At 73.2% G+C, this 26941-nt stretch carries 22 protein-coding genes and 1 riboswitch; of the genes, 7 read left to right on the top strand and 15 right to left on the bottom strand.

From position 1 onward, the window contains the following. Nucleotides 1–147: 147 nt before the first annotated feature. Nucleotides 148–308, top strand: a riboswitch (cyclic di-AMP (ydaO/yuaA leader). Next, a complete protein-coding gene (locus tag ACIRRS_RS24710; RefSeq protein ID WP_402974570.1) occupies nt 295–1620 on the top strand; it encodes a transglycosylase family protein in 1326 nt (441 codons plus the stop codon). It overlaps the preceding riboswitch by 14 nt. Before the next feature lie 113 nt (nt 1621–1733). After that, entirely contained in the window at nt 1734–1934 is a 201-nt protein-coding gene (locus tag ACIRRS_RS24705; RefSeq protein WP_402974567.1) for a hypothetical protein, read from the top strand. A gap of 53 nt (nt 1935–1987) precedes the next feature. On the opposite strand, the gene ACIRRS_RS24700 is transcribed toward ACIRRS_RS24705, so the two are convergent. From ACIRRS_RS24700 to ACIRRS_RS24670, 7 genes are all read right to left on the bottom strand, one after another. Continuing rightward, nucleotides 1988–3007, bottom strand: a complete 1020-nt coding sequence (locus tag ACIRRS_RS24700; RefSeq protein ID WP_402974564.1) for a LacI family DNA-binding transcriptional regulator — start codon at nt 3005–3007, stop codon at nt 1988–1990. A 25-nt stretch (nt 3008–3032) separates the two neighbouring features. Beyond that, complete coding sequence (locus ACIRRS_RS24695; protein WP_402974561.1) at nt 3033–4733, bottom strand: glycoside hydrolase family 13 protein; 1701 nt, start codon at nt 4731–4733, stop codon at nt 3033–3035. Nucleotides 4734–4786: 53 nt separating this feature from the next. Beyond that, entirely contained in the window at nt 4787–5692 is a 906-nt protein-coding gene (locus ACIRRS_RS24690) for a sugar ABC transporter permease (RefSeq protein WP_402974558.1), read from the bottom strand. A gap of 41 nt (nt 5693–5733) precedes the next feature. Further along, complete coding sequence (locus tag ACIRRS_RS24685) at nt 5734–6735, bottom strand: carbohydrate ABC transporter permease (RefSeq protein ID WP_402974555.1); 1002 nt, start codon at nt 6733–6735, stop codon at nt 5734–5736. A gap of 79 nt (nt 6736–6814) precedes the next feature. Then, nucleotides 6815–8092 carry an extracellular solute-binding protein gene (locus tag ACIRRS_RS24680; RefSeq protein WP_402974552.1) on the bottom strand — a complete coding sequence of 426 codons (1278 nt, stop codon included), beginning with the start codon at nt 8090–8092 and terminating at the stop codon, nt 6815–6817. Nucleotides 8093–8403: 311 nt separating this feature from the next. After that, nucleotides 8404–9459: an aldose epimerase family protein gene (locus tag ACIRRS_RS24675; RefSeq protein ID WP_402974549.1), complete on the bottom strand. Its 1056-nt coding sequence runs from the start codon at nt 9457–9459 to the stop codon at nt 8404–8406. Nucleotides 9460–9577: 118 nt separating this feature from the next. Further along, nucleotides 9578–12568, bottom strand: coding sequence for an ATP-binding protein (locus ACIRRS_RS24670; RefSeq protein WP_402974546.1), 2991 nt, complete (start codon nt 12566–12568; stop codon nt 9578–9580). A gap of 312 nt (nt 12569–12880) precedes the next feature. Here ACIRRS_RS24670 and ACIRRS_RS24665 point away from each other — a divergent pair, with 312 nt between their 5' ends. Both ACIRRS_RS24665 and ACIRRS_RS24660 read left to right on the top strand, forming a co-directional pair. Next, on the top strand, nt 12881–13828 hold the full coding sequence (locus ACIRRS_RS24665; RefSeq protein WP_402974543.1) for a terpene cyclase: 948 nt from the start codon (nt 12881–12883) through the stop codon (nt 13826–13828). Between the two features lie 243 nt (nt 13829–14071). Further along, entirely contained in the window at nt 14072–15595 is a 1524-nt protein-coding gene (locus ACIRRS_RS24660) for an aldehyde dehydrogenase family protein (RefSeq protein ID WP_402974540.1), read from the top strand. Nucleotides 15596–15812: 217 nt separating this feature from the next. Here ACIRRS_RS24660 and ACIRRS_RS24655 read toward each other — a convergent pair whose 3' ends face one another. Next, nucleotides 15813–17063 carry a serine hydrolase domain-containing protein gene (locus tag ACIRRS_RS24655; RefSeq protein ID WP_402974537.1) on the bottom strand — a complete coding sequence of 417 codons (1251 nt, stop codon included), beginning with the start codon at nt 17061–17063 and terminating at the stop codon, nt 15813–15815. A gap of 46 nt (nt 17064–17109) precedes the next feature. Here ACIRRS_RS24655 and ACIRRS_RS24650 point away from each other — a divergent pair, with 46 nt between their 5' ends. From ACIRRS_RS24650 to ACIRRS_RS24640, 3 genes are all read left to right on the top strand, one after another. Continuing rightward, a complete protein-coding gene (locus ACIRRS_RS24650; RefSeq protein ID WP_402974534.1) occupies nt 17110–17619 on the top strand; it encodes an NUDIX hydrolase in 510 nt (169 codons plus the stop codon). A 38-nt stretch (nt 17620–17657) separates the two neighbouring features. Beyond that, nucleotides 17658–18563 carry a TetR/AcrR family transcriptional regulator gene (locus ACIRRS_RS24645; protein ID WP_402974531.1) on the top strand — a complete coding sequence of 302 codons (906 nt, stop codon included), beginning with the start codon at nt 17658–17660 and terminating at the stop codon, nt 18561–18563. A 134-nt stretch (nt 18564–18697) separates the two neighbouring features. Then, nucleotides 18698–20515, top strand: a complete 1818-nt coding sequence (locus tag ACIRRS_RS24640) for a hypothetical protein (RefSeq protein WP_402974528.1) — start codon at nt 18698–18700, stop codon at nt 20513–20515. A gap of 141 nt (nt 20516–20656) precedes the next feature. Here the strand turns inward: ACIRRS_RS24640 and ACIRRS_RS24635 are convergent, their stop codons facing one another. The 7 genes from ACIRRS_RS24635 to ACIRRS_RS24605 form a co-directional block, all read right to left on the bottom strand. After that, entirely contained in the window at nt 20657–21637 is a 981-nt protein-coding gene (locus ACIRRS_RS24635) for a TetR/AcrR family transcriptional regulator C-terminal domain-containing protein (RefSeq protein WP_402974525.1), read from the bottom strand. A 62-nt stretch (nt 21638–21699) separates the two neighbouring features. After that, nucleotides 21700–22407: a spermidine synthase gene (locus ACIRRS_RS24630; protein ID WP_402974522.1), complete on the bottom strand. Its 708-nt coding sequence runs from the start codon at nt 22405–22407 to the stop codon at nt 21700–21702. 116 nt (nt 22408–22523) lie between these two features. Further along, complete coding sequence (locus ACIRRS_RS24625) at nt 22524–23561, bottom strand: YeiH family protein (protein WP_402974635.1); 1038 nt, start codon at nt 23559–23561, stop codon at nt 22524–22526. A gap of 74 nt (nt 23562–23635) precedes the next feature. Then, nucleotides 23636–24292 carry a cysteine dioxygenase gene (locus ACIRRS_RS24620; RefSeq protein ID WP_402974520.1) on the bottom strand — a complete coding sequence of 219 codons (657 nt, stop codon included), beginning with the start codon at nt 24290–24292 and terminating at the stop codon, nt 23636–23638. A 77-nt stretch (nt 24293–24369) separates the two neighbouring features. Beyond that, nucleotides 24370–25275 carry a LysR family transcriptional regulator gene (locus ACIRRS_RS24615; RefSeq protein WP_402974632.1) on the bottom strand — a complete coding sequence of 302 codons (906 nt, stop codon included), beginning with the start codon at nt 25273–25275 and terminating at the stop codon, nt 24370–24372. Between the two features lie 152 nt (nt 25276–25427). Then, nucleotides 25428–26297, bottom strand: a complete 870-nt coding sequence (locus tag ACIRRS_RS24610; protein WP_402974517.1) for an amino acid ABC transporter permease — start codon at nt 26295–26297, stop codon at nt 25428–25430. Next, on the bottom strand, nt 26294–26938 hold the full coding sequence (locus ACIRRS_RS24605; protein WP_402974515.1) for an amino acid ABC transporter permease: 645 nt from the start codon (nt 26936–26938) through the stop codon (nt 26294–26296). The genes ACIRRS_RS24610 and ACIRRS_RS24605 overlap by 4 nt, the downstream gene beginning before the upstream one ends. Nucleotides 26939–26941 lie beyond the last annotated feature (3 nt).

Genomic DNA, 26941 nt, shown 5'->3' with positions numbered 1-26941 from the left:
GCGCTCATTCGGCTATTTTCTAAACCCCGTGATGCGCATCACAGCTATTTGCAGATTGAAGTTCCTTCTGCTTAACGTGCTCCCCGTTCGTGACCACACGGACCCAGTTCATCCGCGACGCCGAGTCCTGCCGTCGGATGTCCTGGCAGCGCGAAAACGCATCACGGCAGGAGCGGGGGAACCACAGGTAAGTCGCCCTCGGCCGCTCTTCGGAACGGCCCGGGGCTAGGGGTGAAGCCGCGCAGCGCGCGGCCGGGCAACTCCAGCCCGAATCCGACAGCTCACCTCGCAGGCGTGGGAGAGGACCGCGTCTTCATGCTGCCCACCAACGGCACCCGCCTGTCCAGCCGCACCCGTCGCGTGATCGCCACCCTCGGCGTCGCGGGCGTCGGCCTCACGATCCCCTGCCTCACCACCACCAGCGCCTCCGCCGCCTCCGTCGCGACCTGGGACAAGGTCGCCCAGTGCGAGAGCACCGGCAACTGGAGCATCAACACCGGCAACGGCTTCTACGGCGGCCTGCAGTTCACCTCCAGCACCTGGGCCGCCTTCGGCGGAACCTCGTACGCGCCGCAGGCCAACCAGGCCACCAAGGACCAGCAGATCGCCGTCGCCGAGAAGGTCCTCGCCTCGCAGGGCCCCGGCGCCTGGCCCGTCTGCTCCGTCCAGGCCGGTCTGACCAAGGGCGGCGCCGCCGCCTCCGTCGACACCTCGGCGGCCGCCAAGCCCGCCGCGAAGCCCGCCAAGCCGGCCGCCCCCGCGCAGTCGCAGTCGCAGGACCAGGCCGGCTCCGCCGCCTCCGGCACCTCGGGCAAGGGCGCCTGGGCCCAGAAGAAGGCCCAGCAGGCCCCGCAGGCCCCCGCCCAGCAGGCCCCCGCCCAGCAGGCCGCCCCGGCGCCGCAGGCCCAGGGCGACTACACCGTGGTCGAGGGCGACTGGCTGTCCACCATCGCGGACAAGCACAACGTCCAGGGCGGCTGGCAGCACCTGTACGACCTCAACCGCGCCACCCTGACCGAGGGCCCGGACGCCATCTACCCGGGCCAGAAGCTCAGCTTCGACGGCCAGGCCCAGGTCTCCGCCGCCCCCGCCGCCAAGTCCGGCTCGGACTTCGGCTGGTTCAACCGCTCGCAGAAGTCCGGCCAGCCCGCGAACGGCGGTGCCGTGAACGCCAAGCCGCTCGCCCAGGACCAGGCCGCCAAGCCGTCCAAGCAGGCCCCGGCCCAGCAGCAGGCGCAGCAGCCGGCCCAGACCGCGACCGGCAGCATGGCCGCCGCCGTCTCCTTCGCCCAGTCGAAGGTCGGCCAGGCCTACGTCTACGGCGGCACCGGCAACGGCGGCTGGGACTGCTCCGGCCTGACCCAGGCCGCGCTGCGCGCCGCGGGCGTCTCCGTCCCGCGCGTCGCCGCCGACCAGGCCGCCGCGAGCACCCACGTCTCGCTGGACAGCCTCCAGGCGGGCGACCTGCTGTTCTGGTCCAACAACGGCCAGGACTCGGGCGTCTACCACGTCGCCATCTACATCGGCGGCGGCAAGTACGTCGAGGCCGCGAACCCGTCCTCGGGCGTGCGCACGCAGACCGTCGCCAACTGGGCGCCGGACTTCGCCGGCCGCGTCTGACGCACCGGCGCGCGGGGCCTCCGGGAGTGCGCTCCCGGGGGCTTCGCGCATTCGCGTGGCCAAACCCCGGGCCAACGGGCATGCTGCTCTTCCGCACCCGAGGAGGAGTCACCATGGCCCAGGTCACCGTCACGCTCGACGCCAACCTCGCGATCGACGTGATGATGCTCTCCGGTACCAGGAACCCGCAGGACGCCGTCGAACTCGTCCTGCGCGACTACCTGGCACGTGGCCGGCGCACCGGGACCCGTACCGGCGAGGCCGCGGACGGCGACCGCCTGACGGCGGAGCGCCCGGCCGCGCAGGAGGGCTGAGAGAGCGCGAAGGGCCCCGGGGAGCAACCGCTCCCCGGGGCCCGCCCGTTCGGTCAGCGCGTGCGCGCGCCCGTGGACCCGCGCATCACCAGCTCCGGCTGGAACACGAACTCCCCGCGCTGGGCGGCGTTCCCGCCGACCTCCTCGAGCAGCGCGTCCACCGCCGCCGTGGCCATCGCCTCGACCGGCTGGCGGATCGTGGTCAGCGGCGGGTCGGTGAAGGCGATCAGCGGCGAGTCGTCGAAGCCGACCACCGAGACGTCCTGGGGCACCGACAACCCCCGCTGGCGCACGGCCCGGATCGCGCCGAGCGCCATCATGTCGCTGCCGCAGACGATCGCCGTGCAGCCCTTGTCGAGCAGCGCGCCGGCCGCCGCGTGCCCGCCCTCCACGCTGAACAGCGTGTGGTGGACGAGCCCCGCGGCCTCCTCGGCGCCCGTGCCGAGCACCTCGCGCAGCGCGGCCGTGAAACCCTCGACCTTGCGCAGCACGGGTACGTACCGCTGCTGGCCGGTCGCCAACCCGATGCGCTCGTGGCCGAGTTCGGCCAGGTGCTGGACGGCCATCCACATCGCGGCCCGGTCGTCGGGCGAGATGAACGGCGCGGCGATCCGCTCGCTGAAGCCGTTGATCAGCACGAACGGCACCCCGCGCCCGGCGAGGCGGGCGTAGCGGTCGTGGTCGGCGGTGGTGTCGGCGTGCAGCCCGGAGACGAAGACGATGCCCGCCACGCCCCGGTCGACCAGCATCTCCACCAGCTCGTCCTCGGTGGAGCCGCCGGGCGTCTGGGTGCACAGCACCGGGGTGAAGCCGTGGCGGCTGAGCACCTGCTCGATCACCTGCGCCAGCGCGGGGAAGATCGGGTTGCTCAGTTCGGGCGTGATCAGCCCGACGAGTCCGGCGCTGCGCTGGCGCAGCCGGGTCGGCCGCTCGTAGCCGAGCACGTCCAGGGCCGCCAGCACGGTCTGCCGGGTGGCGGCCGAGACGTTCGCCTTGCCGTTGAGTACGCGGGAGACGGTGGCTTCGCTGACCCCCGCCTGCGCCGCGATGTCTGAGAGTCGCGCCGTAGTCACGGGCCCAGAGCCTATTGCACCCACGTCAGACCGCCCACCAGCCGGTGCTGTCGGGGGCGAGCACCGTCTCGCCGCCGTCCACGACGAGGTCGGCGGAGCCGAGCAGCAGCTCGCCGGGGGCCGCGATGCGCACGGGCCGCCCGGTGGTGTTGGCGGTGCAGACGAAGCCGCCGCGGCGGAAGGCGAGCACGCCCTCGGGGGCGTCGAGCCACTCCACGGCGGTGCCGGCGCCGAGTTCGGGGCGGGAGCGGCGCAGGGCGAGGGCGCTGCGGTAGAGCTCCAGGGTGGAGGTCGGGTCCCCGGTCTGGGCCTCGACGCTGAGCCCGGCCCACTCGGCGGGCTGCGGGAGCCAGGACGGGCCGCCGGCGGCCGGGCCGAAGCCGTACGGGGCCTCGGTGCCGGACCACGGGATCGGGACGCGGCAGCCGTCGCGGTAGCCGTCCTGGCCGGCCTGGCGGAAGAAGGACGGGTCCTGGCGGACCTCGTCGGGCAGGTCGGTGACGTCGGGCAGGCCGAGCTCCTCGCCCTGGTAGACGTACGCGGAGCCGGGCAGCGCGAGCATCAGCAGGGTGGCGGCGCGGGCGCGGCGCAGGCCGAGTGCGCGGTCGCCCCGGGTGCGGATCTGGGTGCCCAGGCCCGGCTCGTTGGCGAAGCGGGTGGCGTGCCGGGTGACGTCGTGGTTGGAGAGCACCCAGGTGGTGGGGGCGTCGACGGGGCGCATGGAGTCGAGCGAGAGGTCGATGACCTCGCGCAGGGCGGCGGCGTCCCAGTCGGTGCCCAGGTACTGGAAGTTGAAGGCCTGGTGGAGCTCGTCGGGGCGCACGTAGTTGGCGGTGCGCTGGACGGTCGGGGTCCAGGCCTCGGCGACGCCGATGCGCTCGCCCGGGTACTCGTCGAGGATGCCGCGCCAGCCGCGGTAGATCTCGTGGACGCCGTCCTGGTCGAAGAAGGGCATGACGTCGTTGCCGAGGAGCCTGAGCTGGTCGGAGCCGCCGAGGTCGGGCAGGCCGGGGGCCTTGACGAGGCCGTGGGCGACGTCGATGCGGAAGCCGTCCACGCCCATGTCGAGCCAGAAGCGCAGGATGGAGCGGAACTCGTCGGCGACGGCGGGGCTGTCCCAGTCGAAGTCGGGCTGCTCGGGGGCGAACAGGTGCAGGTACCAGTCGCCCGGGGTGCCGTCGGGGTTCTCGGTGCGGGTCCAGGCGGGGCCGCCGAAGATGGACTCCCAGTCGTTGGGCGGGAGTTCACCGCTCGCGCCCTTGCCGGGGCGGAAGTGGTAGCGCTCGCGCAGCGGGGAGCCGGGGCCCTCGCGCAGGGCGCGCTGGAACCACTCGTGCCGGTCGGAGGAGTGGTTGGGGACGAGGTCGACGATGATCCGCAGGCCCAGCGCGTGGGCGTCGCGGATGAGGGCGTCGGCGTCGAGCAGGGTGCCGAACATCGGGTCGACGGCGCGGTAGTCGGCGACGTCGTAGCCGGCGTCGGCCTGCGGGGAGGCGTAGAAGGGCGAGAGCCAGACGGCGTCCACGCCGAGGTCGCGCAGGTAGGGCAGGCGGCTGCGGACGCCGGGCAGGTCGCCCATGCCGTCGCCGTTGGAGTCGGCGAAGCTGCGCGGGTACACCTGGTAGATGACCGCGTCCCGCCACCAGCCTCTGGCGCCGCCCGTGGTCGCCTCGTGAGCGGTCGCGTCGGCGGCGGGCCGGGAGGTGTCGGCCAGGTTCTGGGTCATGGACGGTATCCCTCGGGAATCGGAGTGGAGCGCTGTGAACTGCGGTGCGCCGGTCACGACTTGGCGGCGCCGGCGGTCAGGCCGGTGACGAGGTGGCGCTGCACCAGGTAGAAGAAGGCGGCGGACGGGATGGCGATCAGCACGGCCGTCGCGGCCATCAGGTTCCACTGGGCGTCGTGCTCGCTGACGAAGGTCTGCAGGCCCACGGCCAGCGTGTACTTGTCGGAGCTGAGCATGAAGGTGGAGGCGAAGGGCACCTCGGCCCAGTAGGTGAGGAAGGAGTAGAAGGCGGCCACCGCCAGGCCCGGGCGGGCGAGCGGCAGGACCAGGCGCCAGAAGGTGCCGAACGGGGTGAGGCCGTCGACGCGGCCGGCCTCGTCGATCTCCACCGGGATGGTGTCGAAGTAGCCCTTCAGCAGCCAGGCGCAGTACGGCACGGTGGTGGTGGAGTAGACCAGGATCAGGCCGAGGTAGCTGTCCAGCAGCCCGAGCGAGGAGAGCATCGTGTACATCGGCACGATGAGCACGGCGATCGGGAACATCTGGGTGAGCAGCAGCGACCACATCAGTGGCCGGTGGCCGGGGAAGCGCATCCGGGAGACGGCGTAGCCGGTGGTGGCGGCGAGCAGGACGCCGAACACGGTGGTGATGCCGGAGACCAGCAGGGCGTTGCCGAACCAGGTGAAGAAGTCGGTGTCGAACAGCACGTGCTGGTAGTTGGCGAGGGTGATCCTGTCGAGGATCTTCCCGGGGTGGAGGTAGTCGTTCTTGTCCGGGCCGAGGGAGACGAACAGGATCCACGCGACGGGGAAGAGGGCGATCAGTCCGGCGGCGATCAGGACGACGTGGGAGAGCGCCCGGGCCAGGGGGCCGCTCTCGCCGCGGCGGCGGTGCCGGACGGGGCGGGCGGGCGGGGCCTTCGCCGGTGCGGGGGCGGGGAGTTCGGTGGTGGTGGTCATCGGCTTTTCCTGCCTTCGTGGGGTCGACGCGGTCCGGCGGCTCAGCCGTTGGCCTTCTCGGTGCGGGCCAGCCAGCGCCGGTAGAAGGCGGTGAAGACGATCAGGATGGACAGCAGGATCACGCCGTACGCGGCGGACTGCGCGTAGTCCCGGGGGATCTGGCCGAAGCCGAGGCGGTAGGCCCAGGTGACGAGCAGCTGCGCGTCGGGGGCGCCGGAGCCGAACAGCAGGAAGATGACGTTGAACTGGTTGAACGTCCAGATGACGCCGAGCAGGACGACGGTGGAGGAGACGGTGCGCAGCCCGGGCAGGGTGACGTACCGGAAGCGCTGCCAGGCCGTGGCCCCGTCCATCTCGGCGGCCTCGTACAGCTCGCCGGGGATCGACTGCAGGCCGCCGAGCAGGGAGATCACCATGAACGGCACGCCGGCCCAGGTGTTGACCAGGATCGCGGCGGCCTTCTGCGCCCACGGGTCGGTGAGCCAGCCGGGCTCGGGCAGGTGGAGGGCGCCGAGGGCGCTGTTGACGACGCCGCCGTCGGAGAGCATCAGCCGCCAGGAGAAGACGGTGACGAAGGTGGGAACGGCCCAGGGCAGGATGAGCAGCAGCCGGTAGAGGGAGCGTGCGCGCAGCTTCTTGTTGAGCAGCAGCGCGAGGCCGAGGCCGAGGGTGTAGTGCAGGAAGACGCAGATGGCCGTCCAGGCGACCGTCCAGACGAAGTGCGACCAGAAGCGGTCGTAGGAGCCGGGGCCCCAGAGGATGTCGGCGTAGTTGTGGAGGCCGACGAACTCGTAGCTGGCCGGGATCTCGTTGACGCCAATGGTGCGGGCGATGTTGAGGCTGTTGGCGTCGGTGAGGGTCAGCCAGAGGCCCTCGCCGAGCGGGTAGAGCACCAGGACGCCGAGCACCAGGACGACCGGGGCGGCCATCGCGTAGGCGTACCAGTTCCTGGCGTACGAGCGCTTGAGGCGCTGCCACGCGCCCGGACGCGGTTCGCGCTCCCGGCTGCCCTTGCCGGTGGCGCCCTGCACGGCGACTGACATCGTTTGCACCTTCTCGGAGAGTTCTCGGGGTTGCCGACGGCCCGGCCCGCCGTGGGGGTGGCGGGCCGGGCTGCGGGGACTACTTGGCGAAGCCCGGCAGGAGCTTGGCGTAGTCGGTGGCGACGGTGTTCAGGGCGTCCTGGGTGCCGGTGCCCTGGGTGGCCTTGCCGAGGTTCTCGCCGAGCGAGGAGAACAGCGAGCTGTACTCGGGCAGTTCGGGGCGCGGCTTGGCGCTGGGGAGGATGGCCTGGAAGCCGGCGATGCCCGGGTCGGCCTTGACGTCGGCGGTGAAGGCGTCGGAGCGGGTCGGCAGGGTGGAGTTCTTCTGCGCGATGAACGCCTGGCTCTCGGCCGAGGTCATGAAGGCGGCGAACTTCTCGGCGGCGGCCTTGTGGGCCTTGTCGGCGCCGGCGTAGACGGAGATGTTGTGGCCGCCGGTGGGGGCGCCGGACTTGCCGGCGGAGCCGCCGGGGACGGCGGCGATGCCGAGGTTCTTCTTGTCGGCGAAGGCGGAGCCCTTGTAGACGTTGGTGATCTCCCAGGGGCCCTGGACGATGGCCGCGACCTTGCCGCTGTTGAAGGCGTCCATCATGTGCGCGTAGGCGTCGGTGGTGACGTCGGCCTTGGCGGTGCCGGGGGAGGTGAACATCGACTTGTAGGTCTCGACGGCCTTGGCGGCCTCGGGCGAGGCGACGGTGATCTTCTTGTTCGGGGCGTCGACGGTGTCGGTGCCCTCGCCGAACAGGAACGGCATCGCGTAGTAGCCGTCGGCGGCCTTCATCCAGAAGCCGTCGACGCCGGCCTTCTCCTTGATCGCGGCGGCGTCGGTCTTCAGCTCGTCCCAGGTCTTGGGGGCCTCGGTGATGCCGGCCTTGGTGAAGAGGTCCTTGTTGTACATCAGGCCGAGGGTGTCGGTGACGAGCGGGACGCCGTACAGCTTGCCCTGGTAGGTGGCCTGCTGGAGGAGGCTGGCCTGGAAGGCGGCCTTGTCGGCGGCGGCGGGGGTGCCGTCGAGGGGCTCGAGGTAGCCGGCCTTGGCGAAGGCGGCGGTCCAGCCGACCTCGGAGCGGAACACGTCCGGAGCGCCCTTGGCGCCCATCGCGGTCTGGAGCTTGTTCTGCGCCTGGTCGAAGGGGACGTTGACGAAGTTGACCTTGACGTCCGGGTTGGCGGCCTCGAACTTCTTGGCCAGTTCCTGGTAGTTCGGCGCCTCGTTGGTGGCGTTCGAGGTGTCCCAGTACGTGAGGGTGACCGGCCCGTCGGCCTTGCCGTCGGAGCTGGAGCCGCTGCTGCCACAGGCAGCCATCGAGACCGCGAGGGCCACAACGAGGGCAGAGGCCGCGATGCCACGCCGCATGAGAACTCCTTGGGAGGGTGGGGGTGCCCGAGATGTTTCGAGGGCATGCGCATAATGGCTGCCTCGTCCGACCGCACCGAAGCTGTCGTCGGGCTCGGGAAGGAAGTTAACAGCGGCGAAAGATCGACGGAAAGTCCTTGCAGAAAGTTTCTGCAAGAAACGGCGATCGTTACAGCCGCGTGTCCTGGACGTTGCCGCACGGTAGTTGACGGCGGGGCGGAACGCCCGATTTCGTCCGGTTTCCTCGTGTCCCGGGGCGTGGCTGTGCCACCCTGCGTGGCTGCAAGGCCCGTGCGGGCGCCGCGGGCGCCTCAGTTGACGCCGAGGCGCAGCACCGTCGTCGAGCGGAACTCCTCCCCCGGCCGCAGCACGGTGGAGGGGAACTCCGGGTGGTGCGGGGAGTCGGGGAAGTGCTGGGTCTCCAGCGCGATCCCGGCGTACGGGCCGTAGGCGGTGCCGCTCGCTCCGGTGACGGCGCCCTGGAAGCCGTTGGCGGTGTAGACCTGCACGCCCGGCTCGGTGGTCAGCACCTCCAGGGTGCGGCCGCTGACCGGGTCCTCCAGCAGCGCCGCCCGGGCCGGGGAGCCGTCCGCGGGGCGGGGGCGCAGCACCCAGTTGTGGTCGTAGCCGCCGGTGCCGGCCAGCTGCGGGTGGCCGTCGTGCAGGCGCTTGCCGACCGGCGTGGCCGTGGTGAAGTCGAAGGGCGTGCCGGAGACGGGCTCGATCAGCCCGTACGGGATCTGCCGCTCGTCGGCGGGGGTGTAGGCGTCGGCGTCGAGGGTGAGCAGGTGGCCGAGGACGTCGCCGCGGCCCTCGCCCGCCAGGTTGACGTAGGCGTGGTTGGTGAGGTTGACCACCGTCGGCCTGCTGGTGACGGCGCGGTACGCGATCGCCAGCTCGCCGCCAGCGTCCAGGGTGTAGGCGACGGTGACGTCCAGCGCGCCGGGGAAGCCCTGGTCGCCGTCCGGGCTGTGCAGCCGCAGCAGCACGCCGCCCTCGACGGGCTCGGCGGCCCACATCCGGCTCGCGAAGCCGTCCGGGCCGCCGTGGAGGGTGAGGCCGCCGCCGGTGGGGGCGAGCGGGTGCTCCTGGCCGTCGATGGTGACGCTGCTGCGGTCGATCCGGTTGGCGTAGCGGCCCACGACCGTGCCGTAGTGCCGGGCCGGGCCGAGGATCTTCGCCAGCTCGTCGGTGGAGAGCAGCAGTTGGGCGGTGCGGCCGGCGCGGTCGGGGGCGCTGAGGGTGTGCAGGGTGGCGCCGAGGGTGAGGACCGTCGCCTCGTACGGGCCGGCGGTGAGCGTCCAGCGTTCGATCGCGGCGCCCGCGCCCGAGGCGTTCAGGGGTTCCCGCCGCACGCTGGTGGCCATGGCCTGCTCCTCGCTCACGTCCTGCTGCCGTCCCGGGCCACGATAGCGAGGACGGTGGTTCCGGGGGCGCTCGCGCGTTCGCGCGCGCCGCCCGGTGCCACCGTCCGCCCGCCCGTCCTCAGCCCAGGCCCTGCTGGTGGGGCAGGCCGAGCGCGGAGGCCAGGCCGTCCGGACCGCTGCCCGCCTTGCGGTAGACGGCGGCCAGGCGGCGGTTGACCAGGCTCAGCGGGACGCCGAGCTCGTCGGCGATCCGCTGCGGCGGCAGGCCGCGCACCACGAGCTTGGCGACCTCCCACTCCGGGGTGCTGAGCGTCTCCAGGGTCTCGCCGACGTCGCGCGGCCCCAGCCGGTTGGGCCGCAGGCCGTAGTTGGCCAGCTCGCGCCGGGCCCGGTCGACGAGGCCCTCCGCCGAGCAGTGCTGGGCCAGCTCGATGCCCTGGTAGAGGTACTCCTGGGCGTCCTCCAGCCGGCCGACGCGGCGCAGCGCGGCCCCGAGGTCGACGAGCGCGACGGCGTGCTCGTAGCCGGCCGGGGACTGTCCGAGGTAGCCGACCGCCTTCTCCAGGAGGTCCACCGCCTGCTGGCCGTCCTCGATGGCCGCCTGGAGGCGCAGGGCTCCGCCGATGGCCGAGGCGGTGCCGAAGCGGCGCGAGTCCTCGACGGCCTCGTGGGCGTAGCCCCGGGCGCGCTCGGGCTCGTCGCCCGCGATGGCGATGGCCAGGTGCCCGGCCCAGGGCGCCCAGACGGTGTTGCGCCAGCCGCGCGCCTTCAGCTGGACGCCGGCCTCGGTGAGCGCGGCGGCCGCGCCCGCGTAGCGCTCCTTGGCGACGAGCAGCTTGCCGTACAGCGAGGCGGCGTCCGGCAGCACCATCGCGGTGTCGTGGTAGGGCGGGTGGAAGCCGAACTCGTCGGCCATGGCCGAGGCCTCGGAGATCCGGCCGCGGGCGATGAGGGTGTCCACCAGGACGCCGACCGCGTCCCAGGCCAGCGGCAGCCGCTCGCCGATCCGGTTGGAGATGCGCAGCGCCCGGCGCAGGAAGTCCTCGGCCTCGGCGAGCTGGCCGCGGCGGAAGCGGGCCAGGCCCATCAGGAAGTAGGCGAAGCCCCGGTGGGCGCCGCTCCAGCCGGCGATCTCGAACTGGATGATGGCGTCGGCGGCCAGCCGTTCGGCCTGGGCGATGCGGTCGTTGTAGATGTACGTCAGGCCGAGCATCGAGGGCAGTTCGAAGCCCCAGGCGGTGTCCGTCCAGCCGAGGCCCTTGGGCAGGCGGCCGCCGTCGAGGACCTCGTCGGCGAGGGCGAGCGCCTCGACGGAGGGCTCGCCGCGCAGGGTGAGGTCCCAGGCGCGCATGGCCAGCACGGCCCGGTCGGAGGCCGCCCGCCCGCCGAGGCCGGCGCACATGTCGCCGAGCATCTCGGAGCGGGCGCGGCCGTCCTCCTCGGACTTGCGGAAGGCGTGCCACATGAAGGAGGCGGCCAGCAGCCGCTGTTTGCCGGCCGGGTCGGCGGTCTTGCGGGCCTCCTCCTGGCAGACCACGGCGGCCTGCCCCAGCTCGCCGCTGTGCGCGAGCACCTCGGAGAGCCGGAAGGTGGCGTCGACCCGCAGTTCGGGGCGCAGCGGCCCCTCCTCGGGGTCGAGGGCGAGCTTGAGCTGGTTGACGGTGGCGACGGGGTCGGTGAGCAGGGCGGAGCAGCCGAGCTCGTACAGCACCTCGGCCTTGATCTCGTCGGCGGGCGGCTCGTTGAGCGCGCGGTGCAGGCAGCGCTGGGCGGCCTCGGGGGCGCCGATGAGCTGGTGCTCGACGGCGGCGCGGCGCAGCTTCTTGACGATCCGGTCGTCGCCCTCGCCGGAGTGGGTCTCGACGAGGTGGCGGGAGGCGGCGAGGAGGCCGAGCCCGGCGTTCTCGATCTCGGCGGCGGCGATGCCGTGCATGCCCAGGCGGGTGGCGTCGGGCATGGTGTTGTAGATGGAGCTGGCGATCAGCGGGTGGACGAACTCCAGGGTGCCGTTGGGGCTCTGGGTCAGCACGCGCTGCTTGCGCAGGTGCTTGATGGCCTCGCGGGCGCCCTCGGAGCTGAGGGTGGAGATGCGGGTGGCGAGGTCGACGCGCACGTCGGTGCCGAGCATGGCGCAGGCCCAGGCGAAGCGCAGGGTCTGGGCGCCGAGGCGGTCGAGCCAGGTCTTGAGGGTCATCCCGGTGGCGTCGACGGCGAGTTCGCGCAGCTGCCGGGAGTTCTCCTCGACGGGTTCGAGGTCCTGGTCGCGGACCTGGTCGAGGAGGGCGACGACCTCGTACGGGTTGCCGTTGACGACGTTCCAGAACTCGTAGCAGAAGGCGTCCTCGGCCTTGTCGCCGAGTTCGGCGCGGATCATGTCGGTGACGGAGCCGAGGTTGAGGCGGTTGAGCTCGTGCTTGCGCCCGCGCAGGGCGAGGACCTCGCGGCGCATCAGCTGGGTCTCGCCGGGCCAGTCGTTCTCGTCCTCGCGGAAGGCGAAGACGAGCAGGACGGGCAGTTCGCCGGAGCGGACGGCGAACTTGGTGAGCCAGGCGAGGGATTCGGCGTCGGCCCAGTGGAGGTCGTCGACGATCATCACCAACGGGGCGCGGCGCGGGGCGAGTTGGGTGATGACGTAGTCGAGGCCGTCGCGCACGCCCTGCGGGTCGAGGCGGCGGGCGCCCGCCTTGGGCTGCTTGAGGCCCATGGCCGGTCCGACGACCTCCTCCCAGGTGCCCATGACCTGGCGGAACTCGTCGTCCCTGAGATCGGTGAGGACGGGCTGCAGGAGTTGACGCAGGACGTGGTACGGCTCCTTGAACTGCCGCTCGCCGCCCCGGGCGAAGAGCACGGTGGCGCCCTCGCGCAGGCGGGCGATGCGGCGGACCTCGTGCAGCAGGCTGGTCTTGCCGATGCCGGGGCGGCCGGTGAAGGCGAGCAGGTCCCCGATCTCGGTGCCGCCGGCGGCGAACTCGCGGCAGAGGCGGTCCACCGCGGCGTCCACGGAGCGCAGTTCGTTGTCGCGGTCGCGCAGCCTGACGCGTAGCGGTGCGGCCTCCACGGCGTGTCCGGGAGCACTCCCCGCCCGGAGTTCGTTGTCCTGCTCGGTCACCGTCGCGCCTCCGCCTCGCCCGTTCGCCTCACGGCGCCATCACTGCTCGTGCAGCAGAGGTTAGCGCTGCGTACGGTCCGCCGTGTGGCATTCGCGCAGGCTGGGACGGACGGGGAGGGTTCGAACGGCTTGCCGGGGGCAATTGCCCTATATCCCTAACGTCCGATCATTACATCAGATACCCTTCGGGCCGCGGGGCGCGGATGATCTTGCGCGATCCCCCCCGCCGTCGGCGCCGCCGTACTGTCAACTCCCCCACCCACAGTGCCAGAACACCAATTCGCCCCCACCATCCGCCGCACCGGGAGTCCGATGTCTGACGACACCTCACTTCAGATTCCGTTCCCGCACCGCCGCAGCCTGCACGGCCCGTACGCCACCGGGCAGCACCGAGACTGGCTGCACCGCCACCCCCTGCTGCCCGACGCCGACCACCCCGGCTACACGCACTGGGAGGTCGTCGACCTCGCCGCCCTCGGCTACCCCGACGCCGGGCCGGACGACATCGCCCTGGGAGCCGACCTCATGGGCTTCTACTTCCTCTTCGACGACCAGTTCGACGGACCCCTCGGCAGACGCCCCAGCGAGGTCGCGCCGATCTGCGAGCGGCTCATCGCCATCCTCCACGGCGCGCGCCCCGCCGAGTCCTCCCCCGTCGAGACCGCCTTCGCCGACCTGTGGGCCCGCAGCGTCCAGGGCATGTCCTCCCGCTGGCAGGCCCGCGCCGCCTACAACTGGGAGTGGTACTTCGCCAGCCACCCCGCCGAGGCCGCCGGCCGCATCTCCAACCGCCCGCCGGACAGGGACGGCTACCTCGTGCTGCGCCGCGGCACCGCCGCGATGGAGACGGTCTTCGACATGGTCGAGCGCCTCGGCCGCTTCGAGGTCCCCGCCGCCGTACTGCACCACCCCGTCCTGCGCCAGCTGCGCCAACTGGCCGCCGACATACCGTCGCTGAGCAACGACGTGCGCTCCTTCCCGCTGGAGGCCCCGCGCGGCGACGTCTACAACCTGGTCATGATCGTCCAGCGCGAGCGCCGCTGCTCCGCCGACGAGGCCTGCACGCTGGTCCTCGGCGAGGCCCAGCTGATGATCGAGCGCTGCCGCGAGCTGCACGAGCGACTCCCCGACGTCTACGGCGAGTTGGGCCTGTCCCGAATCGAACGTGCCATCGCCCGGCGCTACGCCGACGGACTGATCACCTGGCTCGCCGGCTACCTCAGCTGGGAGGCCCGCACCGGCCGCTACCAGGCCGCCTGAGACCTCGCCCCCTCTCCCGGGAACGGCCGGAACACCACCCTCCGTACGGAACCCGCGTACGGACCGTGGCCGCGCGGGCGCCCGACGGCTATCGTGCAGGGCGGCGGACGCCCTCCGGGGCGCCCGGCCCGTACGGCCTCTCTCTCCCTCCGCCGGACCGCCCGCACCACGGCGCGGTCCGGCGCGCCGCCCGGCGCCCTGCCGCCCGGGCGGCGCCCGACCTCGCGAGGAGACACCCAGAGCATGACGGTCTACCAGCCCCCCGGCACGCCCGGCAGCATCGTCGCCTTCCGCCCCCGCTACGAGCACTGGATCGGCGGCGAGTGGCGCCCGCCGGTGCGCGGCGCGTACTTCGACGACCCGACGCCCGTCACCGGCGAGGTCTTCACCGAGATCGCCCGCGGCACCGCCGAGGACATCGAGGCCGCCCTCGACGCGGCCCACGCCGCCGCCCCCGCCTGGGGCCGCACCCCGGTCGCCGAGCGGGCCCAGGTGCTGCTGCGCCTGGCCGACCGCATCGAGGCCAACCTCGAACAGCTCGCCGTCGCGGAGAGCTGGGAGAACGGCAAGCCGGTGCGCGAGACGCTCGCCGCCGACCTCCCGCTCGCCGTCGACCACCTGCGCTACTTCGCCGGCGCGCTGCGCGCCCAGGAGGGCGGCCTCTCCCAGCTGGACGAGGACACCGTCGCGTACCACTTCCACGAGCCGCTGGGCGTGGTCGGCCAGATCATCCCGTGGAACTTCCCGATCCTGATGGCGATCTGGAAGCTCGCCCCGGCGCTCGCGGCCGGCAACACGGTGGTGCTCAAGCCCGCCGAGCAGACCCCCGCCTCCGTGCTGCTGCTGGCCGAGCTGACCGCCGACCTGCTGCCGCCCGGCGTGGTCAACATCGTCACCGGCTTCGGCGAGGAGGCCGGCGCCCCGCTGGCCGCCAGCCCCCGGGTCCGCAAGCTCGCCTTCACCGGCGAGACCGGCACCGGCCGCCTGATCGCCCGCGCCGCCGCCGAGAACCTCATCCCGGCGACGCTGGAGCTGGGCGGCAAGAGCCCCAACCTGTTCTTCGCCGACGTGGCCGCCGCCGACGACGCCTTCTACGCCAAGTCCGTCGAGGGCTTCGCCATGTTCGCCCTCAACCAGGGCGAGGTCTGCACCTGCCCGAGCCGCGCGCTGATCGAGTCCCCGGTCTACGAGCGGCTGCTGGGCGACGGCCTCGCCAAGGTCCGCTCCCTGCGCCAGGGCAACCCGCTGGACACCGACACCCAGATCGGCGCCCAGGCCAGCGTCGAGCAGCTGGACAAGATCCTCTCCTACTTCGAGATCGGCCAGGCCGAGGGCGCCAAGGTCCTGGTCGGCGGCGAGCGCGCCGACCTCGGCGGGTCGCTCGCGGGCGGGTACTACGTGACGCCGACCGTCTTCGAGGGCGTCAACAGCATGCGGGTCTTCCAGGAGGAGATCTTCGGCCCGGTCGTCTCCGTCACCCGCTTCGACGGCTTCGACGAGGGCGTCGCCCTGGCCAACGACACCCAGTACGGGCTCGGCGCGGGCGTGTGGACGCGCGACGTCAACGCCGCCCACCGGGCCGGGCGCGCCATCCAGGCGGGCCGCGTGTGGACGAACTGCTACCACGCGTACCCGGCCCACGCGGCCTTCGGCGGCTACAAGAACTCCGGCATCGGCCGCGAGACCCACAAGGCGCTGCTGGAGCACTACCAGCAGACCAAGAACCTGCTGGTGAGCTACTCCGCCGACCCGACCGGCCTGTTCTGACCGAGGCGCTGACGCAGGCGCCGACGGAAGCGGGGCGGGAGACCGAGCCCGGCCTCCCGCCCCGTCGCCACTCCCCGTGGCGGGCTCGTCGGGAAGATCCGCCCGAATCGGGATCCCCGGATCGGGACCCATGAATCAGGACTCGCGAATCAGGACCCTCGAACCGGGATCAAAGCACATGAATCGGACGATCCGGTTCACGCGGCGCCGACACGCCCTACGCGCCCCGCGCCCCCAGGCAGGAGCGCACCGCGCGGATCAGGTTGCGCGAGCGCAGGTCCCCCGTGACGCCCGGCTGCATGCCGTTGGTGACGTAGCCGAAGCCCACGCCCAGGTCCGGGTCGGCGAAGCCCAGCGAGCCGCCGCTGCCCGGGTGCCCGAAGGCGGCCGGGGAGGTCATGGGCGCCGTCGGGCCGTGGCGCCAGAAGCCCAGCCCGAAGGTGGAGTTGACGATCAGCACCCGGTCCGGCCCGCTGACCACGGGGCCGACCGCCCGCTTGAGCGCCGCGTCCCCGAGCAGCGGCACCGCCGACGCCCCGTCCGCCGCGCCGATCAGCGCCGCGTAGAAGCGGGCCAGCGACCGGGCCGTGCCGATGCCGCCCGCGCCGGGGATCTCGGCGGCCTGCACCGCCGGGTCGTTGAGGTCGACCCGGGCGCGCACCGAGGCGAAGGAGCGGGCCGTCAGCGAGGACGGGTCCCGGTAGGCGTCCCGGACGGTCTGCTTGGGGCGCAGCCGCAGCCCGGCCGGCCCCGTACGGGCGTCGGCGGGCGCGGGCAGGTCGACCAGCCGGCCGACCCTCGGCGCCGCCTCCGCCGGCAGCCCGATCCACAGGTCCAGGCCCAGCGGGCGGGCGATCTCCTCGGCGAAGTACTGCCCGACCGTGCGCCCGCTCACCCGGCGCACCACCTCGCCGACCAGCCAGCCGAAGGTGTACGGGTGGTAGCCGTGCGCGGTGCCGGGCTCCCAGGCGGGCGCCTGCGCGGCGACGGCCGCCGCCGCGCGCTCCCAGGTCAGCACGTCCTCCAGCCGCAGCGGCTGGTCCAGCGCGGGCACCCCGGCCTGGTGCGAGAGCAGGTGGGCGACGGTGGTCGCACCCTTGCCGGCCGCCGCGTACTCCGGCCAGTACGAGGCCACGGGCGCGTCCAGGTCCAGCCGGCCCCGGTCGGCGAGCAGCAGGGCGGTGGTGGCGGTCAGGCCCTTGGTGACGGAGCGCAGCACCTGGGCGGTGTCCCGCGTCCACGGCGCGGAGGGCGCGGGCCGGCTGCCGACCTCGGGCGTGGCGTCGCCGCCCCACAGGTCGACCACCTTGCGGCCGTGCACGTACAGCGCGAAGGCCGCGCCGAGTTCGCCGTAGGCCGCGAAGTTGTGCGCGAACGCCTCCCGTACGGGCTCGAAGCCCTCGGCCGTCCCACCCTGGATCTGCACCACCGTGCGCCGCCCCGCCCTCGTCGGAATCGTTCGTACCATCCCGATCCTCATACGAATCGGGCCCGGAAACCCTAACGTTTCCTCCATGGGCAATCCTTCCGAAGAAGTACTGGACGTCGTCGACGAGCAGGACCGGGTCATCGGGACCGCGCCACGCGGGGAGGTGTACCGCAAGGGCCTGACCCACCGGTGCGTCTTCGTCCTGGTGCGCGACCGGGCCGGCCGGATCTTCGTCCACCGCCGCACCGACACCAAGCTGTTCTCCCCCGGCGCCTACGACATGTTCGTCGGCGGTGTGGTCGGCTCCGGCGAGGCCTACCCCGAGGCGGCCGTCCGCGAGGCCGAGGAGGAGCTGGGCGTGAGCGGCGTCGAGCCGCGGCCGCTGTTCAAGTTCCTCTACGAGGGCGGGGGGCTCTCCTGGTGGTGCGACATGTACGAGGCCGAGTGGGACGGCCCCGTCCACCCCCAGGAGTCCGAGGTCGCCTGGCACACCTGGCTCACCGCCGAGGAGCTCGACGGCCTCCTCGCCCGGGAGACCTTCGTCCCCGACGGCCTGGAGGCGTACCGCCGCTACCTGGAACTCCGGGCCGCCTGACCCCCGCCTTCGAACGCGCGCCTTATAGGGTGGCGCGCATGGCCTCCCGCACGCCGTCGACGACGGCCGACCGCGACGACCGGACCGCCGCCGCCCCCGGGGCCGGCCGTCCGGCGTCCGGTGACCGGCCGCGCCGGCGGCTCAGCGTGGACGAGCGGCGCGAGCAGCTGATCGCCGTCGCCCTGGAGCTGTTCAGCCGGCGCCCGCCCGAGGAGGTGTCCATCGACGACATCGCCGCCGCCGCGGGCGCCTCCCGGCCGCTGGTCTACCACTACTTCCCCGGCAAGCAGGCCCTGTACGAGGAGTCGCTGCGCCGGGCCGGGCGGGAGCTCTCGGCGCGGTTCGAGGAGCCGATGGAGGGGCCGCTGTCGGAGCGGCTGTTCCGGGTGATGGGCCGCTACCTGGACTTCGTGCAGAGCCACGGGCCCGGCTTCGCGGCGCTGCTGCGCGGCGGTTCGGTGGCGGCCAGCGCGGGCACCTCGGCGGTGATCGACGAGGTCCGCCGGGCCGCGCACGACCAGATCCTCGGGCACCTGGCGATCCCCTCGCCGAGCGCCGGGCTGCGGCTGACCGTCCGCGCCTGGATCGCCAACGCCGAGATCACCTCGCTGGAGTGGCTGGGCGAGCGGTCGCTGCCGCTGGAGGAGCTGCAGCTGCACCTGGTGCAGGAGTTCGTCGCCGCGCTCACCCTCACGGCCGCCCGCGAACCGGCGCTCGCCGCCGAGCTGGCGGGCTTCTTCGCCGACGAGCGGCCGGACGGGCCGACCGGGCGGCTGGTGCGCGACCTCGCCGGGCTCCTCGCGGTGCCCGGCATCGTCGAGGCCGTCACGGCGCTGGCGACCGCCGCTCCCGGGGCGGCCGTTGCGGGGCCCGTCGTTCCCGTGGCGGTCGACGAACCGTCCGCGCAGGCCACGGCCGACTCCGCCCCGTCCTCCAACGGGTGATCCACCGGTTCTGCCGGAGCCGCGGGCTCTGATAGGAATGGGCGGGGAACGGGCGGGGACCGGACCGACGGGCCCGACACACCCGACATAACCGAACCACCGACGCCGACGGAACAGAGCGGGGGGCTCACCAGGTGACCCAGGACGTCCAGTTCAGTGCGGAGGCCAACCCCTTCGCCGCGGCCGAGCAGGTCTGCGCGACCCTCGGCACGCTCACCGACGCCCTCTTCGACGACCACGTCACGCGCCACCCGGCGGCCTCGCTGAGCGCCCCGCGCGCGGCCGAACACCCCGACGCCGAGGCCCTGTTCGGGCTGCCGCTCGCGCCCAACGGGCCGGTGCACACCGCCCTCGGCGGGCTCGGCACGGTCGTCACCGCCGGCACCGCCCGCCCGGGCACCGGCGCCCGCAGCGCCGACCGGGTGACCGCCGCGCTGCACGCCCGCTACGGCGGCGGGGCCGTGCGCGGCGCCATCGCCGACCGGGGCACCATCTCGGCGGCGCTGTTCCACCTGCCCGTCAACGGCGAGTTCGCGGACGCCAAGCTGCGCCCGCCCTTCGCCCCGGCACTGGCCGCGCTGGCGGCGGGTCAGCAGACGCGGCAGCCCGTCGAACTGCCCACCGGCGCGGGCACCGAGGTCCGCCTCGTCGTCCCGCCCGGCTTCCACCCTCTGACCTCCCCCGGCGGGCCCGCCGGGGTCACCGCCCGTACGGTGCCCGCGCAGCCGGCCGCGGCGGACGGCGCCGACCCGGCCGCGCTCGCCGCCGCGGACGAGCTGGCGGGCCATCTGGCCGAGGTGGCCGACGAGTTGTTCGCCGCCGCCGGGAGCGAGGTGCGCCGCGACTTCGCCGTGGTCGCCGGCACCCTGGCCGACGCCCTGCGGGACTCCGGCGCCGTGTACGCGGGCGTCTGCGCCCTGGAGTCGGAGGGCCGCCGCTCGGACGCGGCGCTCGTCGTCTCCCTCGCCCGACACCCGCTGCCGATCACCGGGCTCGCCACCGAACTGGCCACCGTACGGCGGCACGCGGAGGTGTGGACGGTGCTGCTGCCGGCCGGTCCGGCCGCCGTCCTCGTCGAGGGGCGGACCGTCCCGGTGCCCGGGCCGCTGGCGGCCGACGGGCAGCGGCGCTGGGTGGTCACCTCGGCCGTCCAGGCGTTCGTGCCGCTGCCGGACGGCGGCACGGTGCTGTGCGTGCAGCTGTCGACGGCGCAGCCGGAGGACTGGGAGCTGTACACGGAGGCGTTCGCGGAGCTGCTGAAGAGCGTGCAGTTCGGCTGGGACGGGGAGTTGGCGGCCGGGGCTCCGGTCGTTGCGCCCGTGCCGGTGTCCGTGGAGGCGGCCGGGGAACCCGCGCCGGACCCGGTCGTGGAGGTGCCCGCAGAACGTCCGGTGGAGCGGCACGGCACTCCCGTGCAGATCCCGCCCGTGGACTTCAACCCCTTCGCGCCGATCGCCGAGGAGGAGGTGAAGCCCGAGAAGCCCGAGCCCGTCGCGCAGGCCGTCGAGGCCATCGAGGACGCGCCGCCGCTCAAGGGCACCCCGGTCATGATCCCCCCGCCCGACTTCAACCCCTTCGCCCCCGAGAGCCTCCCCACCCCGGTCACCGCGGAGCCCGCCGCCCCGACGGCGAGCACCGCGCCGGACCCGTTCGGCACGACGGTGGCGGCCGCGCAGCGCCCCGACCCGTTCGGCACCACGATCGCCTCGGACGCCCCGGTCGTCCCCCCGCCGCCCTCCGCCCCGCCGCTCATCCCGGCCCAGGCCGAGCCCGTCGCGCAGGCCGTGGAGGCCGTCGAGGACGCGCCGCCGCTCAAGGGCACCCCGGTCATGATCCCCCCGCCCGACTTCAACCCCTTCGCCCCCGAGAGCCTCCCGACGCCGGTCGCCGCCGCGGAGCCCGAGGGTGAGTCCGAGGCGGAGCGGGAGCCGGAGCACCGGCCGTTCGGCTGAGCGACCGAGCGACCGAGCGACCGCGGACAACGAACGGCGAACAGAGAACAGCGAACGAAAAACAGATAACAGCTGACAGATTTCATCATCTGTCAGCTGTTATCTGTTCGCTGTTCTCTGAATCCTGTTCGCCGTTCGCCGTCAGCCGCCCGCCCGGCCTTCGATCATCACGCCGAGCCCGTCCAGCATCCGCGCCAGCCCGAACTCGAACAGCGCGTCCAGGCTCATGTCGATCTCCGGCCCCTGGTGGAGGGTCGCGAACGTCGGGAACCGCTCCGCGTCCGTCATCAGCCGCACGTGCTCCTCGTGCCCGTGCTGCCCGTCCATCCACTCGTCGGCCGACATCCCGCTGTCCTGCTCCTCCTGCGCCTCGCGCTCGAAGTGGACGGCCAGACCGCAGACGAAGGCGGCCTGGGCGACGGCGGCCTGCGCCGTCTCCTCCCCGCTCAGCCCCAGCCCCGCCAGCACGGCCATCGACCGCTCGGTGTGCATCGCCGCGTCCACGACCATCACCGGCCGGGTGAAGGACATCGTGGACGCCAGCCACGGGTGCCGCCGGTAGATCGCCCACTGGAGCCGCGCGACGGCCTCCAGCCCCTCCCGCCAGTGCCCCGGAGGCGGCGCGGCGGGAAGCGGCAGTTCGGCGAAGCAGACGCCCGTCATCAGCCTCAACAGCTCGTCCTTGCCGGGCACATGGTGGTAGAGCGACATCGTCGCCACCCCCAACTCGGTCGCGACCCGGCGCATCGACAGCGCCGCCAGCCCCTCCTCGTCCGCGAGCCGTACGGCCGCCTCGACGATCCGCTCCCGCCCGAGCTCCCCGCCCCCGCCGCTCCCCCCGGCCGCCCGCCGGGCACCGCCGACGTCCTTGCGCGCCGGGGCAGTTGGGGCCGGACGGCGCACCGGCCCGGCCACCACCGTCCCCACCCCCGGAACGGCCCGGACCAGCCCCTCCTCCCGCAACCGGGTGAGCGCCTTGGTCGCGGTGGCCATCGCCACACCCCATTGCCGGGTGATCAGCCGGGTCGACGGCACTCGCGCCCCCGGCGCCAACTCCCCCGTGGTGATGCGCCGTCGAAGCTCGGCCGCGATCCGCTCGGAGGGCGATCCGCTGCCCGTCACCACGCACCCCCGTCAGCCCTGACGGCACCAACCATCATGCGGCACAGCGCAGTCGGCGCACCTCAGCCCGCCCGCCGCGCCAGGTGCACGACGTCCGGCACACCCCGGCTGACCGGGATCTCGTGCGTCACCACGTCCGAGAACCCCGCCGCCCGCAGCGCCTCCTCGAAGGCCGGGGACGGCTGCGCGCTCCACACCGCCAGCACCCCGCCCTCCCGCAGCCGGTGCCACAGCACCGCGAGCCCGTCGGCCCCGTACAGCCCGTCGTTGGACTCGGTGACCGTCCAGTCCGGCCCGTTGTCGATGTCCAGGCACAGCGCGTCGTAGCGCTCGCCGTCGGCCGCCGCCAGGTACTCCAGCAGGTCGGTGTGCAGCACCTCGACCCGCGCGTCCTCCAGCGCGCCGCCGGAGAAGGCGCCGAGCGGCCCGCCCCGGTGCCACTCGATGATCGCCGTCTCGCGCTCGACGACGGCGATGCGCCCCCAGCGCGGCTCGGCGGCCGCGTACGCGAGCGAGAAGCCCACGCCGAGGCCCCCGATCAGCACGGAGGGCCCCTCGGCTCCGCCGGTGCGGTCCAGCTCGTCCAGCGCGGCCTGGATCAGCAGGCGCTCGGAGCGGCCGTCCGCCGTGTCCATCAGGAAGCACCCGTTGGCGATGATCTCGTAGTCCCGCCCGCGCTGCCGCAGCACCACCTCGCCGTACGGGCCCTCCCGCCGGTCGAGGGTGACCACGGCCGTGTGGCCGTCCCGTTCGGGCAGTGCGGTGCTCATCCGTCTTCCTCGGCGAACTCGGGTGCAGGGCCCGACCGGGCGCTCCCCACACGCAGGACGCACCCGACCGGTTTCCCGCCCGACAATAGCGGAGCCCCGCCACCCCGGCCGAAACGTCAGCCGGTGACCAGCACCCCCGCGTACGAGACGCCCGCGACGACCACCCAGGAGCCGAGCCCCAGCAGCGCGATCCGCCCGCCCGTCCGGGCCATGGTCGGCAGGTGCACGGCGCTGCCGAGCCCAAACAGCGCGGCGGCGAGCAGCAGTTCCTGAGCGTCCCCGGCCAGCCCCAGCGCCCGCTCGGGCAGCACCCCGGTGGTCCGCAGCACGATCATCGCCAGGAACCCGGCCACGAACAGCGGCACGATCGGCGGCCGCCCCGCCTTCCCCTTCGCCGCCTCCCCGGCCCCGGCACCGTCCTCGGCCCCGTCCGCGCCCCGCCGAGCCAGCACGCCCCGCCGCACCGCCACCGCCACCCCCGCGACCAGCGGCGCCAGCAGCACCACCCGCATGAGCTTGACGAGCACCGCCTCCCGCAGCGCCCCGGCCCCGCCGGTCTGCGCGGTGGCGACCACCTGCCCGACGTCGTGCACGCTCGCCCCGACCCACCGCCCGAACTCCGTCTCCCCCAGCCCCAGCGGGTGCTGGAGCAGCGGCAGCACGGCGATCGCCAGCGTCCCGCAGAGCGTGACGAGCGCGACGGAGGCCGCGACGTCCTCCTCGTCGCTGCCCGCCGCCTGGCTGACCGCGCCGATCGCCGAGGCCCCGCAGATCGAGTACCCGGTGGCGACGAGCAGCGGCTGGTCCCCCGGCAGGCCGAGCCGCCGCCCGAGCCAGAGCGTGCCCGCGAAGGTCGCCGTGACGACGGCGAGCACCATGGCGACGGTCGCCCAGCCGAGCCCCAGCACGTCCCCGAGGCTGAGCTTGAGCCCGAGCAGCACGATCCCGAGCCGCATCAGCCGCTTGCCCGCCATGGACAGCCCCGGCCGGGCGACCCCTCGTACGACGGGGCGCAGCCCGGGCAGGTGCGCCGCCGCCATGCCGAGCAGCACGGCGGCGGTGAGCCGGGGCACGGCCGGCACCACGGCGTGGACGCCCAGGGCCGCCGCCACGCCGAGCGCGGCGAGGAGCAGCCCGGGCACGTCCCCGCCCATCGGCGGCAGGAACCGGGAACGGGTACGGCCGCCGGCCAGGCGCCGCCCCGGAGCGGTGAGCGCCACGCCGCCCCTCACAGCTCCCCACCGTCGACAACGCCGTCAACGATGCCGTCGACAACGCCGGCGGCGACACCGTCGGCCGGCATCCGGTACACCCGCCGGATGCTCGTCCCCAGCCGCGAGACGTCCGCCCCGTACACGTGGATCGAGATCGCCGTGGTGGAACAGGCGTTGCGCACCAGGTGGATGTCCCCGGGCGGCGCGAACGCCGCGACCGTCCCGGCGGGCCCCGCCACGTGCTCGGTCTCGACCAGCCGGGCGGTGCGCCCGTCGGAGACCAGCCGGTAGCGGGTCTCGCTCTCCTGCCCCCGGTGGACGCCCGCCACGCACCAGGAGACGTGGTCGTGGATCGGCGTCAGCTGCCCGGGCAGCCACACCAGCGCGACGACGGAGAAGCTCCCGTCCTCCTGCGCGTGCAGCACGTGCTGGCGGTAGCGCTCGGAGTCGCCCTCCCGCTGCGCGGGGGTGAGCAGCGCGTCCGGCCCGTCCTCGGAGGCGTGCAGGTGCGGGGCCAGGCGTTCGCCGACGAGGTACGCGGTGAGTTCCGGCGGCAGTCCGCGGTCCACCACGGCGCGGATCTCGCCGATGAGCACGGTCATCCGCTCGGTGAGCCGGTCGGTGAGCCGGTCGGTGAGCCGGTCGCTGCCGACGATCGCTGAGGGTGTCATGCCAGCAGGCTCGACCCCAGCGACCTATCACGTCCAACGAGGGTTCCTAAGCGATACCCCTACAGGAACTTATAGGTCTAGCAGCCGACCCGGCTCGCCGCCGCCCGCCGCAGGTGGTCCAGCACCAGCCCGGTGGCGGGGATGCGCCGGTGCTCGCGCAGCACGTACGCGCTCACCTGCCGCCGCAGGTGCGGCTCGACGGCCCGCCCGGTGACCTTGCGGTGGCACATGAAGGAGAGCACCAGCGCGGGCATCAGCGCGATCCCGACCCCGGCGGCGACGAGGCTCTGCACCGCGAGGTTGTCGTCGGTGGAGAAGACGATGTCCGGCGCGAAGCCCTCCTCCGCGCAGACGTGCAGCAGGTTGGCCCGGCAGCGCGGGCAGCCCGCGATCCACCGCTCGCCGTCGAGGTCCGCCAGCCGTACGGCGTGCCGCCGCCCGAGCGGGTGCCCGACCGGGAGCAGCACGGTGAGCAGGTCCTCCATGAGCGGGATCTCGTCCAGCTCCGGCGGCACCTCGGCCGGAGCCCCGGAGTAGCGGAAGGCCAGCGCGATGTCGCACTCCCCGCGCAGCAGCCGCTGGACGGAGTCCGGCGGTTCGGCCTCCAGCAGTTCGACGCGCACCCCGGGGTGCTCGGCGAGCAGCCGGGCCATGGCCTCGGGTATCAGGGTGGCGTTGGCGCTGGGGAAGGCGCACACCCGCACCCGCCCGGCGCGCAGCCGGGCGAGCGCGGCGAGCTGCTGCTGGGCGGCGGAGAGGCTGCCGAGGATGAGCTCGGCATGCCGGGAGAGGGCCTCGCCCGCCTCGGTGAGCCGCAGCCCGCGCCCGGCGCGGGTGAACAGGGGCACGCCGACGGTGCGTTCGAGGGCCTTCATCTGCTGGGTGATGGCGGGCTGGGTGTAGCCGAGCTCCCGGGCGGCGGCCGAGTACGAACCGGCGCGCACCACCTCGTGGAACGTCCTGATGTGCCGCGAGTCGAACACCGGCTCCATGGCCCCTCCGCCCCGGTCGTCTGCCTCCGATCCCCGCAATCATAAGAGGAATTTGGAGACAGCAGCCCCGGCCCCACCCGCACCTATGGTTCAGCCGCGAACCGGGGGACCCGCTGCCCTCACCGCTGCCCTCACCGCCGCCCTCACCGCTGCGCCGAGGGCGGCAGCCCCATCGCCACCCCCGCCTTCACCACCGGCGCCCCGCCCCGCATGCTCGGGCTGCGCCGGCTGCGCCGCTCCACCCACCGCGCGAGGAAGGACAGCACCAGGCACATGCCGATGTAGATCGGCGCGATCACCATCACCACGGGGATGAACGGCAGGTCGTAGTCCAGGTTGGTGGCGATCAGCTTGCCCGCGTGCAGGAACTCCTCGTACGTGATGAGGAATCCGAGCGAGGTGTCCTTGAGCGCCACCACCAGCTGGCTGATGATCGCCGGCAGCATCGCCCGGTTGGCCTGCGGCACCAGGACGTACGCCATCACCTGCGTCTTGCGCATGCCCAGCGCGAACGCGGCCTCCCGCTGCCCCTTGGGCACCGCGAGCACGCCCGCGCGGAACACCTCGGCCAGCACCGAGCCGTTGTAGAGCACCAGCCCGGCCACCAGCGCCCACAGCGGCTGCACCTTGAGCGCCACGAACACGAAGAAGATCATCACCAGCAGCGGCATGGCCCGGAAGAACTCCACCACCAGCGTGGAGAACCAGCGCACCACCCGGTGGTCGGACAGTCGCCCGGCCGCGAACAGCGCGCCGAAGGGCAGCGCGAACAGCACCGTCCAGCCGAAGGCCTGGAGGGTGTTGCCGAGCCCGCGCAGCAGCAGGTCCTGGACGCCCCGGTACTCGAAGGGCTCCCACTTGGCGTACGTGAACTGGTGGGTGTGGAACAGCATGTAGACGACCCAGCCGATCAGCGCCGCGATCAGCAGCAGCGCGATCGAGCCGTACAACCGGTGCCGGGCCAGCGCCTTGGGGCCGGGGATGTCGTACAGGGCCGAGGATTCGACCGTCATCGGGACACCGCCACTCGTCGTTCCAGCAGGTTGAAGACGGCGCTGACGGCCAGGGTGATGATCAGGTAGCCGACGGCGATCCAGACGAAGGTCCAGACGATGCTGTAGCCCAGCTCGTTGATCGTCCGGTAGGTGCCCAGCAGTTCGACGACGCTGAACGAGCCGGCGATCGCGGTGTTCTTCGCCAGTGCGATCATCACGCTGCCGATGGGCGCCACGACCGAGCGGTAGGCCTGCGGCAGCACCACCAGGCCCATCGTCTGCCCGAAGTTCATGCCGAGGCTGCGGGCCGCCTCGCCCTGCCCGGCCGGCACGGTGTTGATGCCCGCGCGCATCGCCTCGCAGACGAAGGCCGAGGTGTAGCAGCCCAGCGCCAGCACCGCGAAGGTGTAGAAGGGCAGCGTGATGTCGAACCGGGGCAGGCCCAGCACCACGATGAAGAACAGCAGGGTCAGCGGGGTGTTGCGCAGGATCGTCACCCACACCGTGCCGAAGAGCCTCAGCGGGCGCACGGGAGAGACCCGGAACCCGGCGATCAGCACGCCCAGCACCAGCGACAGCACGCCGCTCACCGCGAAGAGCGAGAGCGTGCCGAGGAAGCCGTCCCAGTAGGTCGACCAGTTGTCGGTCAGCGTTTTCACGGC

It is taken from the genome of Kitasatospora sp. NPDC101183 (genome assembly GCF_044767945.1).
GTDB lineage: Bacteria > Actinomycetota > Actinomycetes > Streptomycetales > Streptomycetaceae > Kitasatospora.
This window is presented reverse-complemented; position numbering and strand designations above follow the sequence as displayed.

Excerpts from the sequence above, each read along its gene's own strand:
- ACIRRS_RS24705 (WP_402974567.1), top strand. The coding sequence starts at position 1,734 with ATGGCCCAGGTCACCGTCACGCTCGACGCCAACCTCGCGATCGACGTG.
- ACIRRS_RS24695 (WP_402974561.1), bottom strand. The coding sequence starts at position 4,733 with ATGACCCAGAACCTGGCCGACACCTCCCGGCCCGCCGCCGACGCGACC.
- ACIRRS_RS24690 (WP_402974558.1), bottom strand. The coding sequence starts at position 5,692 with ATGACCACCACCACCGAACTCCCCGCCCCCGCACCGGCGAAGGCCCCG.
- ACIRRS_RS24685 (WP_402974555.1), bottom strand. The coding sequence starts at position 6,735 with ATGTCAGTCGCCGTGCAGGGCGCCACCGGCAAGGGCAGCCGGGAGCGC.
- ACIRRS_RS24680 (WP_402974552.1), bottom strand. The coding sequence starts at position 8,092 with ATGCGGCGTGGCATCGCGGCCTCTGCCCTCGTTGTGGCCCTCGCGGTC.
- ACIRRS_RS24675 (WP_402974549.1), bottom strand. The coding sequence starts at position 9,459 with ATGGCCACCAGCGTGCGGCGGGAACCCCTGAACGCCTCGGGCGCGGGC.
- ACIRRS_RS24665 (WP_402974543.1), top strand. The coding sequence starts at position 12,881 with ATGTCTGACGACACCTCACTTCAGATTCCGTTCCCGCACCGCCGCAGC.
- ACIRRS_RS24660 (WP_402974540.1), top strand. The coding sequence starts at position 14,072 with ATGACGGTCTACCAGCCCCCCGGCACGCCCGGCAGCATCGTCGCCTTC.
- ACIRRS_RS24655 (WP_402974537.1), bottom strand. The coding sequence starts at position 17,063 with ATGGTACGAACGATTCCGACGAGGGCGGGGCGGCGCACGGTGGTGCAG.
- ACIRRS_RS24650 (WP_402974534.1), top strand. The coding sequence starts at position 17,110 with ATGGGCAATCCTTCCGAAGAAGTACTGGACGTCGTCGACGAGCAGGAC.
- ACIRRS_RS24645 (WP_402974531.1), top strand. The coding sequence starts at position 17,658 with ATGGCCTCCCGCACGCCGTCGACGACGGCCGACCGCGACGACCGGACC.
- ACIRRS_RS24630 (WP_402974522.1), bottom strand. The coding sequence starts at position 22,407 with ATGAGCACCGCACTGCCCGAACGGGACGGCCACACGGCCGTGGTCACC.
- ACIRRS_RS24625 (WP_402974635.1), bottom strand. The coding sequence starts at position 23,561 with ATGGGCGGGGACGTGCCCGGGCTGCTCCTCGCCGCGCTCGGCGTGGCG.
- ACIRRS_RS24620 (WP_402974520.1), bottom strand. The coding sequence starts at position 24,292 with ATGACACCCTCAGCGATCGTCGGCAGCGACCGGCTCACCGACCGGCTC.
- ACIRRS_RS24610 (WP_402974517.1), bottom strand. The coding sequence starts at position 26,297 with ATGACGGTCGAATCCTCGGCCCTGTACGACATCCCCGGCCCCAAGGCG.